General features: G+C 45.6%; 17 protein-coding genes and 1 pseudogene. 16 read left to right on the forward strand and 2 right to left on the reverse strand.

From position 1 onward, the window contains the following. The first annotated feature begins 83 nt into the window (after nucleotides 1-83). The 9 genes from ACEW9I_RS16585 to ACEW9I_RS16625 all read left to right on the forward strand — a co-directional run bounded on the left by ACEW9I_RS16585 (nucleotide 84) and on the right by ACEW9I_RS16625 (nucleotide 8,125). Entirely contained in the window at nucleotides 84-350 is a 267-nt protein-coding gene (locus ACEW9I_RS16585) for a helix-turn-helix domain-containing protein (protein WP_373541440.1), read from the forward strand. Between the two features lie 8 nt (nucleotides 351-358). After that, nucleotides 359-1,189 (forward strand): IS630 family transposase, encoded by an 831-nt coding sequence (locus ACEW9I_RS16590; RefSeq protein WP_373541441.1) that lies wholly within the window; start codon nucleotides 359-361, stop codon nucleotides 1,187-1,189. Between the two features lie 24 nt (nucleotides 1,190-1,213). After that, nucleotides 1,214-1,795 (forward strand): hypothetical protein, encoded by a 582-nt coding sequence (locus ACEW9I_RS16595; RefSeq protein WP_373541442.1) that lies wholly within the window; start codon nucleotides 1,214-1,216, stop codon nucleotides 1,793-1,795. Beyond that, on the forward strand, nucleotides 1,750-3,612 hold the full coding sequence (locus ACEW9I_RS16600; protein ID WP_373541456.1) for a DEAD/DEAH box helicase family protein: 1,863 nt from the start codon (nucleotides 1,750-1,752) through the stop codon (nucleotides 3,610-3,612). Before ACEW9I_RS16595 ends, ACEW9I_RS16600 begins: the two co-directional genes overlap by 46 nt. A gap of 57 nt (nucleotides 3,613-3,669) precedes the next feature. Beyond that, a complete protein-coding gene (locus ACEW9I_RS16605; protein WP_373541443.1) occupies nucleotides 3,670-4,953 on the forward strand; it encodes a restriction endonuclease subunit S in 1,284 nt (427 codons plus the stop codon). A 43-nt stretch (nucleotides 4,954-4,996) separates the two neighbouring features. Beyond that, the gene (locus ACEW9I_RS16610) at nucleotides 4,997-5,476 is read left to right on the forward strand and encodes a hypothetical protein (RefSeq protein ID WP_373541444.1); all 480 of its coding nucleotides are present in this window, start codon (nucleotides 4,997-4,999) and stop codon (nucleotides 5,474-5,476) included. Nucleotides 5,477-5,494: 18 nt separating this feature from the next. Beyond that, on the forward strand, nucleotides 5,495-7,072 hold the full coding sequence (locus tag ACEW9I_RS16615) for an N-6 DNA methylase (protein WP_373541445.1): 1,578 nt from the start codon (nucleotides 5,495-5,497) through the stop codon (nucleotides 7,070-7,072). Nucleotides 7,073-7,483: 411 nt separating this feature from the next. Then, complete coding sequence (locus ACEW9I_RS16620; protein WP_373541446.1) at nucleotides 7,484-7,834, forward strand: type II toxin-antitoxin system RelE/ParE family toxin; 351 nt, start codon at nucleotides 7,484-7,486, stop codon at nucleotides 7,832-7,834. Continuing rightward, entirely contained in the window at nucleotides 7,835-8,125 is a 291-nt protein-coding gene (locus ACEW9I_RS16625; protein ID WP_373541447.1) for a helix-turn-helix domain-containing protein, read from the forward strand. It begins immediately after the preceding gene. Between the two features lie 64 nt (nucleotides 8,126-8,189). Here ACEW9I_RS16625 and ACEW9I_RS16630 read toward each other — a convergent pair whose 3' ends face one another. Beyond that, on the reverse strand, nucleotides 8,190-8,594 hold the full coding sequence (locus ACEW9I_RS16630) for a DUF6088 family protein (RefSeq protein ID WP_373541448.1): 405 nt from the start codon (nucleotides 8,592-8,594) through the stop codon (nucleotides 8,190-8,192). A gap of 957 nt (nucleotides 8,595-9,551) precedes the next feature. On the opposite strand from ACEW9I_RS16630, the gene ACEW9I_RS16635 reads away from it, so the two are divergent. The 7 genes and pseudogenes from ACEW9I_RS16635 (at nucleotide 9,552) to ACEW9I_RS16665 (ending at nucleotide 15,523) form a co-directional block, all read left to right on the forward strand. Next, entirely contained in the window at nucleotides 9,552-9,833 is a 282-nt protein-coding gene (locus tag ACEW9I_RS16635; protein WP_373541449.1) for a hypothetical protein, read from the forward strand. Between the two features lie 287 nt (nucleotides 9,834-10,120). Beyond that, a pseudogene (locus tag ACEW9I_RS16640) lies at nucleotides 10,121-10,807 on the forward strand (hypothetical protein); the annotation flags it as partial. Continuing rightward, a complete protein-coding gene (locus tag ACEW9I_RS16645) occupies nucleotides 10,804-10,986 on the forward strand; it encodes a hypothetical protein (RefSeq protein ID WP_373541450.1) in 183 nt (60 codons plus the stop codon). The pseudogene ACEW9I_RS16640 and the gene ACEW9I_RS16645, both read left to right, overlap by 4 nt. A gap of 12 nt (nucleotides 10,987-10,998) precedes the next feature. Further along, complete coding sequence (locus ACEW9I_RS16650; protein WP_373541451.1) at nucleotides 10,999-11,859, forward strand: AAA family ATPase; 861 nt, start codon at nucleotides 10,999-11,001, stop codon at nucleotides 11,857-11,859. After that, nucleotides 11,859-13,127, forward strand: coding sequence for a hypothetical protein (locus ACEW9I_RS16655; protein WP_373541452.1), 1,269 nt, complete (start codon nucleotides 11,859-11,861; stop codon nucleotides 13,125-13,127). The genes ACEW9I_RS16650 and ACEW9I_RS16655 overlap by 1 nt, the downstream gene beginning before the upstream one ends. After that, the gene (locus ACEW9I_RS16660) at nucleotides 13,031-14,635 is read left to right on the forward strand and encodes a formylglycine-generating enzyme family protein (RefSeq protein WP_373541453.1); all 1,605 of its coding nucleotides are present in this window, start codon (nucleotides 13,031-13,033) and stop codon (nucleotides 14,633-14,635) included. The genes ACEW9I_RS16655 and ACEW9I_RS16660 overlap by 97 nt, the downstream gene beginning before the upstream one ends. A gap of 117 nt (nucleotides 14,636-14,752) precedes the next feature. Continuing rightward, a complete protein-coding gene (locus tag ACEW9I_RS16665) occupies nucleotides 14,753-15,523 on the forward strand; it encodes a formylglycine-generating enzyme family protein (RefSeq protein WP_373541454.1) in 771 nt (256 codons plus the stop codon). A gap of 130 nt (nucleotides 15,524-15,653) precedes the next feature. Here ACEW9I_RS16665 and ACEW9I_RS16670 read toward each other — a convergent pair whose 3' ends face one another. Beyond that, the gene (locus ACEW9I_RS16670; protein ID WP_373541455.1) at nucleotides 15,654-15,905 is read right to left on the reverse strand and encodes an HU family DNA-binding protein; all 252 of its coding nucleotides are present in this window, start codon (nucleotides 15,903-15,905) and stop codon (nucleotides 15,654-15,656) included. Between the last annotated feature and the right edge of the window lie 339 nt (nucleotides 15,906-16,244).

The raw sequence follows: 16,244 nt of genomic DNA on the forward strand, positions 1-16,244 counted from the left end.
TAAACCCCGTCCAACTTCAAACCCATAGTTTTCAAAGTATGAGACAATCTGATTCTGAGGAGTAAATTGAGGTCAACGCAAAGATGTTAAGAGTAGACTATGGTCGTTGGGCACAGACAGCTCAAATGTTGAGAGAACAAGCATTGACAGCGACTCATCCTCGGAGTCGAGAACGGTTGATGGCGTTATATGAAATTAGTCAAGGAAAAAGTGCAACTAAAGTAGGACAGGAAACAAAACGCCATCCTCAAACCATCATGGGGTGGGTACATCAATACAATACAGAAGGTTCAGGGCGATTAGTTTACCAGCATAGCGGTGGACACCCCCCCCTTTATCGCTCGAAATAGAGCAAGGATTGGACGAGCAGATTCGCAATACCTTGAAGTTATCAGCAACACCACCCCAACAGAGAACAGAGCAAATGCTTCCCCGTTGGACACTAAAACGGTTAGTGGAATGGGTCAAAACCAAATTTAATGTCAGTTGCTGCCGTCAAACTATTCGGACTCGTCTCAAAAAACTAGGGCTATCGTGGAAAAAAGCACGGAAACTACTCAACAAAGCCAATCCCCAAAAACGAGCTGAGTATCTCGAACAACTCCAAGGACTACTGGGACGTGCTTTACAACAAGAAGAGTTGTTGGTGTACATTGATGAAGCTCATATCCATCTAGATACCGATGAAGGCTATGGTTGGTCAATCAAAGGAGAACGTTCCTGGATTAGCTCTTGTTCTCCTGGGAGAGCAAAGGTCTCTTTCTATGGCATTTATTTGTATAACTTAGGCGAGGTGAGGATTTTCCCTTACGATACAGCCAATGGTCTCAATACAATTGAAATTCTTAAAAGCCTCAAAGCAGAATTTCCCGATCGAGTCATGAACCTTGTTTGGGATGGGGCACCCTATCATCGTTCTCAAATTGTCAAAGATGCTGCACAGGAGCAGGAGATTCACTTACAACCTTTATCCGCCTATAGTCCTGATTTTATGCCTGTAGAGCATCTTTGGCAGTGGCTGCGCGAAGATGTCACTTATCATACTTGTTATCAACATCCGAGCGATTTAATTCGAGCTGTTGATGATTTTCAGCATCGTATCAATCGATCGCCTATTTCTCTTGCCGATCGATTATGGGTGAAAAATCACCTCGATCCTGAAGAAGAGAAACTACGGGTTTCATGTTAGACGGGGTTTATGTGAGCGATCGGCATGGGACTAAATGAGTCAGATACAAGAGCCAAGCTGATCGATCCAACGTTATACAGACAAGGTTGGTCTGAGGATCGCATCAAGCGAGAAGAAACCGCAGGCGGTATCCAGATTATTGGCGGCAAAGCGAAGCGGCAGGGTAGAGGGCGTACAGATTACACCCTCCGGCTTCGTGTGGGTCAAGATACCCAACCTATTGCGATCGCTCTAATCGAAGCCAAAAAAGAAGATGAGATGCCTGGTAAGGGACTGGAGCAGGCCAAGGCATATCAACTCTCTGATCGCTTCCACGTCCCCTTTATCTTTAGTACCAATGGTCATTTGTATGTGGAGTTTGACAGAACCACTGGCTTGACGAGCCAACCCAAACCGTTGAACCAGTTTCCCACTCCAGCAGCATTGCAATCGCGCTATGAGGCTTACATCGGCTTTAGTATCGAGTCAGCGGCTGCTAAACCATTGCTGATTCCCTACCCTGGAGGAGAAGATGGACGACGCTACTACAGGATGCGGCGATTCGGGCGGCACTGGAGAAGATTGGGCGTTGCCAGACTCAAGGGGAACCGGGACGGGTGTTGCTGACTCTGGCGACGGGGGCGGGGAAGACGTTTATTGCGGTCAACCTGATGAAGCGGTTGTCTGATGCCGGACAAATGACCAAGGCACTCTTTCTGTGCGATCGCGATGAGCTAAGGACTCAAGCTCAGGGCGACTTTCAAAATGTATTTGGCGCGAATGCGGCGACGGTATCAGCAGGGAAGCCTCAGAAGAATGCCCGGATTTTGATTGCCACCTATCAGACCTTGGGGGTGGATAGCGAGGATGGCGATGCTAGCTTCTTGACTCAGCATTACCCCGATAACTACTTCAGCCACATCATCATTGATGAGTGTCATCGATCGGCATGGGGTAAATGGTCGGAGGTGTTGCGGCGCAATACTAACGCGGTGCAGATTGGTTTGACGGCAACGCCACGCGAATTGGAGATCGCGGAAGAAACCGATGAGGCGCGAAAAGACCAGCAGATTACTGCCGATAACCTCCAGTACTTTGGGGAGCCAGTGTATGAGTACGACATTGCCCAAGGGATTGAGGATGGCTATTTAGCAGCCTGTGAGATGCAGCGGAGTCAGGTCAACCTTGACGAAACTGGACTGACCATAGAGGCGGTTTGGGCGCGGAATCCGACTGATGCTCGCACAGGGGCACCGATCGCCTCGATGGAGGAACTGCGGGAGTTGTATAATCACACGAGTTTTGAGAATCGGATTCTATTGCCCGATCGGGTGCAAGCGATGTGTGAGGACTTGTTTGATTACTTGTTGGCGACTGGAGGGCCAGAACAAAAGACGGTGATTTTCTGTGTGCGGGATAGTCATTCCGATGCGATCGCTACGGAGTTAAATAATCGTTATGTGATGTGGTGTCAGGAAAATGGCGAGCGTCCAGTGCCGCACTATGCGTTTAAATGCACAGCGGCGAGCGGGGGACAGGGGCTATTACCCGAACTCAAGGGCAGCAATCGGGATTACTTTATTGCAACGACGGTGGAGCTGCTTTCGACAGGGGTAAATGTGCCGAGTCTGCGGAATGTGGTGTTTTTCAAGTATATGCAGTCGCCGATTTTGTTTTACCAAATGGTGGGTCGGGGGACGCGGATTGATGTCTCGACTGAGAAGCTGATGTTCCGCATCTACGATTACACCAACGCGACGCGGTTGTTTGGTCAGTCATTTATTACTAAGCTGACGGGGCAGAGTGGCTCGACGGCAACGGGGCAGCATCCGGATCGGGATTGGTTCGATCTGGGCGAGGAGGAAAAGGAGCCGCCGCAGATAATCGCGGTGGATGGGTTTGATGTGCAGATTTCGGATCGGGGGCGGTTTGTATTGGGAACGGTGAATGGAGAGGCGATGCCCATTCCGGTGGCAGAGTATGAGGCGCAGTTGGTGGAACAGCTTCAAGCGGTAGTGGCGACACCAGGGGAGTTTCGCGATCGTTGGGTGCTGCGGGAGGAGCGGCGGGAGCTGTTGCGGGAGTTAGTGGAGGGGGGAAGATCGCCCAAGGTGGTGCAGCTTCTCCGGGATATGCAAGACTATGATTTGTTTGATGTGTTGGGGCAGTTGGGCTATAACTGGGAACCCCAAACGCGGATACTGCGGTTTGCGACCTTTGCTCAGGAGCAGGCGGAATGGCTGAAGGGGATGCCGCCCAAGTCGGCACGGACGGTGCAGGCGATCGCCCAACAGTTTGTGCAGGCGGGGACAGATGGCCTGGAGGATCGGCAGTTGTTTCAGATTCCAGCGGTGACGCAGGCGGGGGGATTGCCAGCGTTGAAGTTGGTGGGTAAGCCGAGTGAGGTGCTGCAAGAGATGAAGATCAGGTTATTTGCGGCTTAGGGATGGTGTAGAATGAGCCGTTGGCTTGGGGCGATCGTACTTGTGGGGTGAAGCAGGGTGGGTAAGGTAGTTGAGAAGGAAAGGGCGGGGGAAAAGCTGCCGAAGGGGTGGATAAAGAAAACCATTGCCGAACTTATAGATGACAAAATACTTTTAGAGCATCAGGATGGTAATCACGGTGGTTTGCATCCACGGGATAAAGATTTTGTTGAGTCAGGAGTGAAATTTGTCACTGCAAAACATCTCAGAAAGACTGGTTCTATTGATTTTGATAGGGCACCATATATATCTAAAAAACAAGCAGATGGATTAAGAATTGGCTTTGCTCAGCAAGGAGATGTTTTTCTTGCACATAATGCAACCGTTGGTGCGGTTGGAATGGCACCAGAGAAATGTGAATCATTCATCGTTGGAACTTCACTTACTATTTACCGTAGTGATCCAATTATTTTACTTCCGCATTTTTTATTCTTAGTCCTGCAATCTGAAGTATTTCAGAAACAGCTTACCGATGCTATGAAGCAGACAACACGAAACCAGGTGCCAATCACAAGACAGCGACAACTTTGGCTTCCACTACCACCTCTCCCAGAACAGAAGCGGATTGTGGGGATATTGAGCGATCGCCTCTCTGCCGTAGAGCAAGCCCGCGCCGCCACCGAAGCCCAACTCGCCGCCGCCAAAGCCCTCGCCGCCGCCTACCTCCGCCAAGTCTTCGACAGCCCCGAAGCCCAAAAGTGGGAGCGGAAGAAGTTGGGGGATATAGCATTAACTGTTCAAAATGGAATTTATAAATCATCAGAGCATTACGGATCTGGATATCCTTTTTTAAGGATGTATAATCTAAAAAATTCATCTTGGAAGTTAGATTTTACTACAATTGCACAGGTGATTTTAGATGATGATGAGTTAAAAAGATTCAGTCTTGAAGTCGGAGATTTACTTATCAGTAGAGTCAACAGTTTTGAATTGGTTGGAAAGTGTGGTTTGATTGATTCTGAAGCGAAAAATTATGTATTTGAAAATATGCTGATTAGAGTCCGCTTAATAGATTCTGTAGATTCCCTTTTCATTGCTCAACAGATGGGATATCGAAAAATTAGGGAACAGATTGAAGCAGTAGCAAAACAGGCAATTGGTCAGGCTTCGATAAACTCCACAGATATTCGCAATCTTGAACTTCAGGTGCCACCACTAGAAAAACAGAAGTATATTGCAGTGAAGTTACGTGAGAAGACTCAACAGTCAGAAAACCTTCAACAATCTCTCCAAGCCCAACTCGACACCATCAACCAACTCCCCGCTGCCCTGCTCCGGCAAGCTTTCAATGGTGAGTTATAGTAAATTGCCACCGTAGATAACTGAACCGGACAAAGACCAAACCATGAATCTTGAAAACCTGAAATTTGTTAAAAATATCGACGATCCAGAACGTTGGGCCTATGCCGACTGGCAACAGGGCAGCCAACAGCGACTCCATTGGGCTAATGCCAAAGGTGACATCACCAACGCCGACAAAGCTGACGTAGGCGATCTCATCCTACTCGTCCAAAAATTCTTTCCCGACAGCCCAGAAACCCGCGTCACGCACCTTGTCAAAGTCATTAACACCAGTGCAGAAACCATTGGAGATGGGGATTGGGGCATCGTTCGGAAAGTTGAAGTAATCTGGGTAGCAGATTTTACGCACCTCGCCGCTATTCCCACCGACAAAGACGTGTTTGGCTGGAAACGCCATCGACCCCAAGGCACCAAAATCGTCAAACTAGAAAATCTCAAAGACGATCGCGTCAGTCAGCTTTGGCACTCCCTCGAAATCTTTCAGAGACACGTTGCCAGTATGCTGGGGCTGACAGAAGAATAGGTACATCAAAAGAGAATCATGGTTAAGCAGTCTGAGAAAAACGGCAACGGTCGCAAATTCAACACCCAACAATCCCTCGACGGCTATATCAAATCCGTTTGCGACATCATGCGCCGCTCCAACTGTGCGGGAGCCTTGCAATACGTCCCCGAAGTCACCTGGATTCTCTTCCTCCGCATCCTCGACGAACAAGAACAACAGGGTGCAGAACAAGCCGAAGCCGTCGGCGCAGACTTTACTTACTCCCTTGAATCGCCCTACCGCTGGCACGACTGGGCTGCCCCCTTCGATGAGAAAAAATATAGTCCTCTGCCTCAGCGCGATGGCCTCACTCAAGGCTGGAAACGCCAAGAACTTCAAGCCAGCCAAACCGATGCCTTCTACGATTTCGTCAACAAAACCCTATTACCCTACCTCAAAACCCTCCACACCAACCCGAAAGCCACCCCCCGCCAAAAAGTCATTAGTCAAATCCTCTCCAGCATCGATCGCACCCGCATTGACACCGAAAAAAATCTTCTCGATATTCTCGATCTCGTCCACGAAATCAGCAGCCAAACCGTAGACGATACCCACATCTACACCCTCTCCCAAGTCTACGAAGGACTCTTGCTCAAGATGGGCGAAAAGGGCAACGATGGTGGTCAATTCTTTACACCCCGTATCGTCGTTCGCGCCATGATCCAAGCGATCGACCCCCAAATCGGCGAAACCGTCTACGATGCTGGCTGCGGAACGGGTGGCTTTCTGGCTCAAGCCTACGAATACATGGCAGGTTCCAACAACAGCAACATCCAAACCGCCGACAACCTCACCACCCTCAAAACCAAAACCTTTTACGGTCGCGAAAAAGACAACGCCGTCTACCCGATCGCCCTGGCTAATCTGATCCTTCATGGCATCGACCATCCCCACATCTGGCACGGCAATACCCTCACCAACGCGGAAGCTTACGGTGGTCTGTTCTCTGGTGCCCCTGGACTGTTTGACATCGCTCTGATGAATCCTCCCTTTGGTGGTAAAGAAGGCAAAGAAGCCCAAACCAACTTTCCCTACAAAACCAGCTCCACCCAAGTTCTGTTTGTCCAACACGTCCTCAACAGCCTCAAGCCCAAAGGACGTTGTGCGATCGTCCTCGACGAAGGCATCCTCTTCCGCAACAACGAAACGGCCTTCGTCCAAACCAAACGTAAACTCCTCGACGATGCCGATGTCTGGTGCATTCTCAGCCTACCCGGTGGTGTCTTCACCAGTGCCGGAGCCGGAGTAAAAACCAACCTCGTCTTTTTCAATAAAGGCCAATCCACCGAGCGCATTTGGTATTACGATCTCTCCAATCTCAAAGTCGCAAAAAAAAGCCCCCTCACCCTCGACCACTTCGCCGACTTCTTCAAACTCCTGCCCACCCGTGCCGATAGCGATCGCTCCTGGACTATCACCCGCGACGAAATCGAAGCTAAAAACTACGACATCAAAGCCGTCAACCCCAACGCCAAAACCAACGAAGATACTCGAACACCGGAGGATCTACTAGCTGTGATTGAAGCTAAGGGCAAAGAGGTGCATCAAGCTCTAGTTGCGCTGCGGGGAATGTAAAGAGTGGGTGAAACTACTCACCATCCAATCATACGACTTATTAGATTTGCGGTGTCTGCTCACGATCTCGATCGCTTCTTGTTCATCCAGCTAACATCGAGCCATTCACTCAACTCGAACCGAACTGCCTAGCAATCAGCGTCATCGGTAGGAACAATCGCAACGGCTGTCCCGCAAAAGCAACAAAATTATGATATGCGTAAAAAGCTCACGCCGCGTCATCTTTGGCAGCGACGACAACCGCCGCTGCCACGATTTTATTCATTTGGGTTTTAGATACTTAAAAGGTAACTATCGGAATCTGGATTTGTTAGTTTATGTATACTAATAACTGCATCTTCGCTAAGTTCGGGTGCTTTTATGCCAAATAAGATATAATCGATTCAATGCCAAATCAGAAACGCTCGACTGATGGAAGATAAACCCATTAACTGGATTGGCTCGTCTCTTGAAGACCTGTGTTCTTTTTCAGAAGAAGCAAGGCGGAAGGCTGGATTTGAACTACGCAAAATTCAGCAAGGACAAGATCCGACCGACTTCAAGCCCATGTCCATTGTGGGCAAAGGAGTTCAAGAAATCAGGATTAGAACCGAAGATGCCTATCGGATCTTCTACGTGGCGAAGTTTGCAGAATCTATTTACGTTCTCCATACCTTCCAAAAGAAAACGCAGAAAACCGCCAAAGGAGATATCGAACTCGGTCAAAAACGGTACGAATGGATGCTGCAAGAGCGCGAACAGATCGACAAGGAGAATAATTAAATGAGTAAGATTACTAAGGGCAGCGATAATGTGTTTAAAGATTTGGGGTTTGGCAATGAAGAAGCAGCCAACCTGAAAATCAGGGCAGATCTGACGATCGATCTCCAAAGATTCATTAAATCTCAAAACTGGACACAGGCAGAGGCCGCCAGCTTCTTTGGCGAAACCCAACCGCGTATTAGTAACTTAATGAATGGAGATATCGAACGCTTTGCCATCGATAAGTTGGTTCAAATGTTATCGAAAGCCGGAATGGAAGTTAAAGTGTTAGTTGCACCTCAAGCCGATTGAATTCTAGTTACCCTTTCCACCTAGCCACTCGGCTCCGTGGGCTTAAACACACTCACCCCTAACTTCAACCCTGAATTATTCTGCTGGTATGGATGCGCGCGCGGGTACCGAGAATTTTGCGGGGGACGCTGGCGGCGGTGGTGGCAAATTCGCCGCGCACGGCATTTTGGGTACTCAAGCCTAAGAGGTTTGCCGCGCTAATCCCCGCAGGAAGGATGATTTGAGAGATTGGTAGGGATTGAATCTCGTTCTGGGTGGGATGAGAGCGACCGAAGCGAGTGATGCGGGGGCGGTAGTACAAACCTTTACTGACACGCTCTAATACTCCGGCTTTGACCAGTCGGGATAAGGTTTGGCTGACGGCAAATGGGGGCAAATCGGCGAAGTCGTTGTGCCGCCAATAGGAATTAGTCGAGCGTTCGATCCGATCTCGAATCTGTTTGGCGGTCGGATTTTGATGCCTTTTCATGGCTGAAACTCTTACTCTATCTAGCTCCTATTGTCCTTAGATGGATGATAGTGTCAAGTTTTTTCAGTAAAAAACTTGACACTTATTCTAAATGAATGCGTTTTAAAGCTGTTCCAACATAGCTTTCAGCGTTTATCATCTACAGATGCGGGATTACAAGTCTAGATCGGTTGAGGGCGAGAGATTCCACAATAATGCCGATTTTTTACAGTCCAAAGCTGTTGCTGTATATTAATTACAGCTTCATCGATCGTCAATTAGTGCCGATCTTTGTGCCGATCTTGGAATTAGGGAGGAGTTAAAGTCGCGGAGTGACTCTAACTCCCATTGGCGAATAAAATCCCCTCTGAGGAGGGGTGTCCGACGATAGGGCGGGGTGGGTAAAACCCTAACTACGCACTTTTCATCTCCTGAATGAGTTGTATCAATAGCCGCGATTGCGGCTATTGTGGTGATTTCGATCTCTACTTAGTTTGCTCGATCGCATCAGGGGGCGAAGAGAGTTGGGGGTAGTGAAGATCTGTGGTTTGAACGACTCCTAGTGATATTAGCCACAATAGTAATTCACCGCCGAGCTTCACCGCCGAGCTTCACTACCCTAATGATCGCTGTACTAACTTGTTTTTGCGATAGCGTGAGATTTAAATTGAGATCGATGTGCAGATAATTAGCTGTTTTTGGGGATTTGTTAGCCAAATCGGTCAATCGAGCGTGTGATATTTTGATGTTCATTTTGGTTGTCTTTGAACTCTACAACTCTTATGAAACAGCAGTTTCTAGCGATTTGGTGTTGCTCGGCGACAGAGCCAGCGACAAATTAGAAAAATTTTCTGAACAGCTTATCCTGTAAGCTTTTGCACAATTGGGGTACAATAAATTAGTTTTTGCCGCTCGATTTGTCGCCGAGCGACAAATCCACATATTTTCAAGTGGCAACCGAGATATGGGCGAAGTTTAGTGTCTGAAGAGTATTACAAGTTAAACCAAGATGGCATAGATGCTCGTAATGAGTTGTTGCTGTTGCTTGATATCAAACCCCGAAGAAAAGGAAAGTTAAAAGGAAAGTTTAATGTATTAGAGATAAAAGATAAATTACTCCAAACAAACCTAGCCCGTGATAAAGTTCTTACACCTTTATTAAATCCAGATGCTACATCTAGATCTGTCGCTCTAAATAAAATAAAAGAGTTTTTCGCAGAATTAACAGAAAGGGTTGCAATCAATTATAGAAAAAATTAAATCGACAATCAAATGACGAAAAATTATTGGAACAACTAAAACATCCGACTGTATCTAATCAGGGATTAAATAATTGTATGACTGCATACATTAACAATGAAAATGCAAAAGATAAGTGGGGCTTTCTTACCAAAGATCTACTTGAAGGAGCTGACTATACAAATGATTTGTGTCAACCTATAAAGGACACATTTCAGAAGCAGGAAGTGTTTCAACAATCTTCTAGTTTGCAGAGTAAAAGCAAATGTAAAGATATAGTAGATTTGTTATGACATCTTGACTATCAAGATCAAGAACATGAATTTGCAGAGGCATTGAGAGAAAATAATCAATGTATGTCTTTCTCTATTGTTGCACCTTGCATTGATACGCAAAGATGGATATTAAACCGCTTATTGAGGCGAATTAGATTGGCGGATTCTCAGAAAATAAAAGTTATTGAATTGAATCGACATCAAATGAGGTTCGATCCAAAACTTCTCTGGGAAGAATTATCTCCATCTTCACAGATACCACTAGAGCAAACAGGACAGGATGAAATTATTAGGATGCTCTGTAGTTACTCTGCTGAAGCCCCAGTCATTTTCATAATTCATAGTTTTCATGGCTGTGAATCTGCTCAAGAATACATAATCACAGATTTTTGGAATAGAATTAATCTAGAAATACCAAGCGATGTCAGGAATTTCCCCTTGATACTTTTTCTGGTAGATACATGTCGTCCCACTTATCGACCTGCTAATATTACTGAATTAGCTCCATTGGAGATAATTACACAAGGCCATATTGAAGACTGGTCTCATAGATACAGAGATTTCAACGATTTCATGAATCAACTGAGTCAAAGAAGAGAGTGGCCGACAGATGAATGGAAATGGGAAAATCCTCACTCAGTTATCGATCGCATATGTTATGAGGTCGGATTTACGAATGGAATTGTGGATATTAAGGAAAATTGGGATTGGACATTATGACAAATCAACAGATTAACCAGCCAGTATATGAAGGTAAATATCAACCATCGATCGAAGGTGTAAAAGATCTATCTGGACGAGATTATTTTCCCTATATTCCCGATTTAAAACTAGTCAAGGCAGTAAATTTAGCAATTAAGCTCAATCGCCCGTTGTTATTAGAAGGCGAACCAGGATGAGGGAAGACACGGTTGGCTGATGCGATCGCGTATGAATTTACTCACAATTATTTGCAAGGTAATACTGATGACAACAGAAACCAACTCTGGTGGAATTACTATGCTTGGAATGTCAAATCGGTCGGACAAGCTAGAGATGGATTGTACAGCTTTGATGCGATCGCTAGGTTGAGAGATTCGCAATTAATTGGTGCAGATCCTCAGAACTTAAAAGAAATTTTAGGCGATGACTATCAAAAGCTGAAAGATCGATTGACCGATAAACGAAAATATGTGACCTTGGGCAAATTAGGGCAAGCATTGGCACAGCAAAATGTCGAACGTCCGCTCGTCTTAATTGATGAGATTGATAAAGCTGATAGTGATTTCCCTAATGATTTGTTGGTGGAACTAGATCGATTGTCGTTTGAGATTCCTGAAACTGGGGAAACTTATCCCCATCCTGATGCCGAAATTAAGCCCAAACCAATTGTGATTATCACTAGCAATCAAGAGCGTCCACTGCCAGAACCCTTTTTGCGGCGGTGTCTTTACTACTACCTCAGTTTTCCAGATGAGACTCAATTAGAAGAGATTATCAAAACTCGGTTTGGAGCTAAGATCGAGAAACGACAAAAGTTAATCGATAAAACGATCGAGCATATCCAACAGACTAGGAAGCTACTCGAAAAACAACCAGGTAGTAAACTACCAGGAACTAGCGAGTTACTAGATTTCCTGACTATCTTAAAAGATGAAACTGTCAAGCAAGGGATTGAAGAATTAAAAACATTACATGAAAATCCGCATCTGTTAGGGATTATTCTTAAAACTCAAGCCGACCAAAAAATCTACCAAGATGCCCGTCAAAAGGGACAACTAGAGGTAACGTGATGGCAGAATATATAGGATTCATCTCTGCTAGAGAACCCGCACAACGACATATTAAAAATAAAAAAATATCAATCGCAGACTCTAGCGCATTTATGCCCATGCTGGATTTATTTCAGCAATTGCGCGATGCTGGGATGAAACTCACTTTTGAGGATTATGAGTTGTTGCGGCAAGCGTTAGGAGATGACTATAAACCAACCAATTGGGACGATTTACTGAATATCTGTCGGTTGTTGTGGGTAAAGCCGAGTTTAAACTACGATCTAGAGGTTTTCAATCGGGAATTCGAGCGATATCGAGCGGAAAAAGAACGAGAATTCGATCGATGGTTGGGAACTCAGCAACCAGAAACCGACTCAGGAAAAACTTCAGAAATTAATTTTGGAGTATTACCTCAAATCCCCCCACGTAAACAAACTCTGGCAGCATCTTCAGCATTCAAGGATGACGCTCCACCGATTGGGGAAGGAGTAGATGCTGTGAAACAAGATCGTCCTAAATCTTCACGATTTAGACCAGAGTTTACAGTGCAAGTCCCGATCCCACAGACAGTATTTCAGCAGACTTGGCGGACATTACGCCGACCGATTACCGATGTGCGGTTATCAGAATTAGATGTGCTGGCGACAGTAGAGCGGATTGGGCAGGAAGGATTTTTTAGCGATATCGTTACCCGTCCGATGGTGCAGAAGAAGGCAGAACTATTGTTATTAGTTGATGATAGTAATGCAATGCTGCCTTTTACACCTGTAATTCAACCATTGGTTCAGCTTGTCTTGAATCGACGAATTTCACCAGCATTAATCTATCGTTTCAATCAGTACCCGACTAATTATCTATATCAATGGCAGCATCCATTACGGGGTGTATCCCTAGATCGAGTACTAGGGCGACTAAATCGGCAGCGAACGGTAGTAATCATTTTGAGTGAAGCAGGGGCGGCGAGTCCGTTATATCATCAAGAACGAGTCATTGGGACGGGGAAATTTTTAGAACGATTACTGCCTTGCGTGCGCGAAGTATTGTGGTTGAATCCATTGCCTTACAAGCGATGGGCAAATACGACAGCCGCAGCGATTCAGATGGCAATGGCAGGGCGAATGGTACCTTTTGAAATCGGTAAATGGCAACAGTTATCACAAACGCGGGAATTTAGATCGGGAGTACAGTTATGGTCATTGATGCAAACCGAGATCCTAAAATCGAGCGACAGCGGGATATTGCCGAACGACAAGTTGCCCTATTTACCGAACGATATGGACAAGTGATGCTGGATTTTGCCTGTCATGCGGCATTCCCTCAAATGTTGACGACGGATCTAGTTTATTTACTACGCCAACTATTACACGAACAGTACGGTTTAGACTTACCTTGGTCGGCGGCTCCAGAATTATTACTATCCAATCTATGTGATACTGCCGGACACGATCTGTATGGGATGAGTGTGGGGATACGGGGGGTATTATTAAAGAAATTAGTCACCAAATTTACCTCCAAACGTTTGGATGAATTAGTGCAATGGATGGGCGAGTATATCAAATATCGGTTAGAAATAGATTCTCCTGGTCGGGCGAAGGTATTGGGAGATCCTAGTGAATGGACTGTCTTAGCCTGTTTGAGAAATGATGATGAGATTGCCCAAGTAATTAATGAGCAGTTACGCCAATTATTTGCAGAGACAGACGATCCTATCGAGCGATTTCGGTTATCGGCTTTGGTTGAAGATCATGCTGATTTATTGGCACAGCGAGGGCTTCAACCATTTAAGTTACAAGATTTAGCTCAGAAAATTGAATCAGATCGATTAGATGAACCAGAGCCAGACGATTACATCGAATTTATTCAGACGATTATGGGTTTCAATGATTTTCCGCTGCTGCAAAGCAAGGAGATTTTCTATGCAACCATTTCGTTTGAAGAGACTTCCATCGATTCTGGCGATGCTTTATATCCCTTTGAATTTGAAACTGTCCAGGTTGATGAACGAGGCAAAATTATTCACCGAGAACAGGGTCAAGCTTTCGCCTTTCGAGAGCCATTAGCAACAGATATTGGGCTGGAAATGGTGGCAATTCCTAGTGGTAAGTTTATGATGGGTTCGCCAGAGACAGAACATGACAGATTGGCAGGTGAAAATCTCCATGAAGTAATAGTTCAACCATTTTTTATCGGCAAATATCCCATTACCCAAGCTCAATGGCGCGTAATTGCCACTACTCCACAAATAGATCGAAAACTGAACCCCAATCCATCTAGCTTTAAAGGCGACAATCGACCAGTAGAAAAAGTATTTTGGGAGGAAGCAGTCGAATTTTGCAAACGCTTATCACGACAGACAGGTCGAGATTATCGATTATCAACTGAGGCAGAATGGGAATATGCTTGCCGAGCTGGAACCACAACACCATTCTATTTTGGTAAAACGATTACAGGTAAGTTAGCAAACTATTATTCTGAAAGCACTTATCTTCAAGAACGCAAAATAAAAAGCAAAGGAGAAACAACCGCTGTAGGTATTTTTCCACCCAATCAATTTGGCTTGTACGATCTGCATGGAAATGTGCCGGAATGGTGTTTAGACCATTGGGGTGATAATCGTGAAGACGCACTCACTGATGGAAGTGATTTGTTCTTTGGCTATATGTTGCGGGGTGGTTTTTGGAAAGATCTTCCACATAATTGCCGTTCCGCCGCTTGCTACTACTATACGTCCATTGACTTCACAATCGACAATGCTGGTTTTCGAGTTGTTTGTGAGATACCCAAGACTCTGTAAGCCTTTACTCTCGGAAAAATTCCCTTTCTCCTCATGCCTCAACTTACGATCTCTAAACATTCTCAAAAAATTTACTACTTCGCCGAACCACTTTTTTTTCCAATTAACCCTATCAACATGGTGTTGATTCGTGGTGGAAATTTTGATATGGGTTCTCTAGCGACAGAGATCGATCGATTCGAGAGTGAAAGTCCTCAGCATAGTGTGAATGTGCGATCGTTTTTTATGAGCGAATACCCGATCGCGCAAATTCACTGGTGGGTAGTAGTTGGCAACTTGCCGCAGATCGAAATACCGTTAGAACCATACCCCTCTTATTTTAAACGTCCGGGAGAAAATGCCCTGCTCGATCCCGTAACGAATATCAATTGGTTTGAAGCAAGAGAGTTTTGTCAAAGGTTATCTCGGAAGAGTGGACGGACTTACAGACTACCGACCGAAGCCGAATGGGAATATGCTTGTCGAGCTGGAACCACGACACCATTTCATTTCGGTGAGACGATTACTACCGACTTAGCAAATTATCGAGGTACCGATGATGAAGAGCTGAAAAGGTCTGGTTCTTATGGTCGGGGATCGAAAGGGATCTATCGACAAGAAACAACACCTGTAGTGAATTTTCCGCCTAATGCCTTTGGTTTATATGACATGCACGGGAATGTCTGGGAGTGGTGTCAAGACCATTGGTACGATAATTATGAGGGTGCGCCGATTGATGGTAGCCCTTGGTTATCTGATGATAGTAATCACCGTCGTGTAGTGCGGGGCGGTGCCTGGATCGCTATTCCGCGTAATTGCCGCTCTGCCACTCGCGACAGCAGTATCCCCACCAACCACCATGACCTTATCGGTTTTCGAGTGGTTTGTGAAATTCCCACAACTGTATGAATATTTACTCTCCGAAAAATCCACTCCTCGATGCGTCAAGACAGGGGTGCCCGTTGGCGAAGCCTTTCCGAAGGAATTAGGGTGGAGTGGGTAGATCTCCGCGACGATCTGGAAAACACTCGATCCTGCATCATGTTTTGGAAGTAGAAGCCCAACCAAACAACTTCCGCAATCGTTGGGAGGGATTAAACTTAAACACCCAAGTTTGCGGCGCAACCTTCACATAAAAAGTCCCAAAGTTCCGCAACGAGACACTATTGCCCTGTTGGAGCGATTCATAAATTTCTTCAATCGTCGCATCGATGACCGTTTCCACGATGTTAGTTTCTCGCTCGACTCGTTGAGATACGCGGCGGACTAGTTCCTGTTTATCGATAGACATCTCGCTTTAGATTTAATTGTTCGATAGTTAAGTTGTAGTTCGCGATCGTCAATTTAGGAAACTTCTGACTAAGATTTTGCCCAAAGTAATATTGACACCAAAACTCGGCAATTTCCAACAGCTTGGGCACAGATTCAGGAATCAAACCCGTACCATACCGTGGTTCATAGGATTCTGTAAATTCTCTAGCTAATTTATAAACCTGAGTTCGATGAGGCTATGCCTCATCATCAAATCAAGTCTCTGAATGTGTTTGAGCAATAAATATCAATTGTCAAAACAAGATACTTTACCAATCTATTATCAATAAGCATTACTTGTTGATAATAGCTTGGGATT

Source organism: Chamaesiphon sp., from assembly GCF_041738855.1.
Classification (GTDB): domain Bacteria; phylum Cyanobacteriota; class Cyanobacteriia; order Cyanobacteriales; family Chamaesiphonaceae; genus Chamaesiphon.

Bases quoted from the DNA above. Each gene is read 5' to 3' on its own strand.
- ACEW9I_RS16670 (WP_373541455.1), bottom strand. From the start codon at position 15,905: ATGTCTATCGATAAACAGGAACTAGTCCGCCGCGTATCTCAACGAGTC.
- ACEW9I_RS16585 (WP_373541440.1), top strand. From the start codon at position 84: ATGTTAAGAGTAGACTATGGTCGTTGGGCACAGACAGCTCAAATGTTG.
- ACEW9I_RS16655 (WP_373541452.1), top strand. From the start codon at position 11,859: ATGGCAGAATATATAGGATTCATCTCTGCTAGAGAACCCGCACAACGA.
- ACEW9I_RS16620 (WP_373541446.1), top strand. From the start codon at position 7,484: ATGGAAGATAAACCCATTAACTGGATTGGCTCGTCTCTTGAAGACCTG.
- ACEW9I_RS16665 (WP_373541454.1), top strand. From the start codon at position 14,753: ATGGTGTTGATTCGTGGTGGAAATTTTGATATGGGTTCTCTAGCGACA.
- ACEW9I_RS16610 (WP_373541444.1), top strand. From the start codon at position 4,997: ATGAATCTTGAAAACCTGAAATTTGTTAAAAATATCGACGATCCAGAA.
- ACEW9I_RS16630 (WP_373541448.1), bottom strand. From the start codon at position 8,594: ATGAAAAGGCATCAAAATCCGACCGCCAAACAGATTCGAGATCGGATC.
- ACEW9I_RS16595 (WP_373541442.1), top strand. From the start codon at position 1,214: ATGGGACTAAATGAGTCAGATACAAGAGCCAAGCTGATCGATCCAACG.
- ACEW9I_RS16625 (WP_373541447.1), top strand. From the start codon at position 7,835: ATGAGTAAGATTACTAAGGGCAGCGATAATGTGTTTAAAGATTTGGGG.
- ACEW9I_RS16615 (WP_373541445.1), top strand. From the start codon at position 5,495: ATGGTTAAGCAGTCTGAGAAAAACGGCAACGGTCGCAAATTCAACACC.
- ACEW9I_RS16660 (WP_373541453.1), top strand. From the start codon at position 13,031: ATGGTCATTGATGCAAACCGAGATCCTAAAATCGAGCGACAGCGGGAT.
- ACEW9I_RS16645 (WP_373541450.1), top strand. From the start codon at position 10,804: ATGACAAATCAACAGATTAACCAGCCAGTATATGAAGGTAAATATCAA.